This window comes from Rhizobium sp. BR 315, assembly GCF_050577975.1.
In the GTDB taxonomy this organism is placed as follows: domain Bacteria; phylum Pseudomonadota; class Alphaproteobacteria; order Rhizobiales; family Rhizobiaceae; genus Rhizobium; species Rhizobium miluonense.
The window spans coordinates 1-519 of record NZ_JARWKZ010000199.1 but is presented as its reverse complement, the minus strand read 5'-3'; the positions used below and the strand labels follow the sequence as shown (position 1 = coordinate 519).

The window sequence follows — 519 nt, the reverse complement described above, 5'->3', positions numbered from 1 at the left end:
ATTAAAAGGGATACTTGCTAAAAAAAGCTGATAAGGAGATCGGTTAATATTTAATTGATTTAACGAACCTCCTACAACAGAAACCATATATCCAGTGTAAGTTGTGGCCACAGGCATTAGGACAATTACTGGAACKGTGGAAACGTCGATTGCATATGCAAGCTTTGCCCTCGTAATGGCAACGGATGTTTTTGCAGCCTTCATAACTGGTCCAGTAGTCATAATCCTAAACTCGCAATCCATAAAGGTGACGAGAATCGTAGACCATGCAACGATTAAGGCGCTTCGCTCGGTTTTAATTCGCTTCTGTACTGTTTTTGCAAATCCTTTAATGCCTCCAGCAACTTGCATCATACCAACAAGCCCTCCGAAAACAAATAGAAAAATGATGATTCTAAGGTTGTCTCTATCTGAAATGGCAATAAACACATAATCACTCATTTTAGACAAAGAGTTAAAGATTCCGGGTTTTAATGAGTATGAGCCAATTAGAAGTCCCAATCCTAGACCAACTAATAC

General features: G+C 39.0%; 1 protein-coding gene. It reads right to left on the bottom strand.

Translation table 11 applies throughout. From position 1 onward, the window contains the following. Positions 1 to 519 (bottom strand): hypothetical protein (locus QD409_RS35755; protein ID WP_430765085.1); only part of this gene is annotated, 519 nt, incomplete at both ends.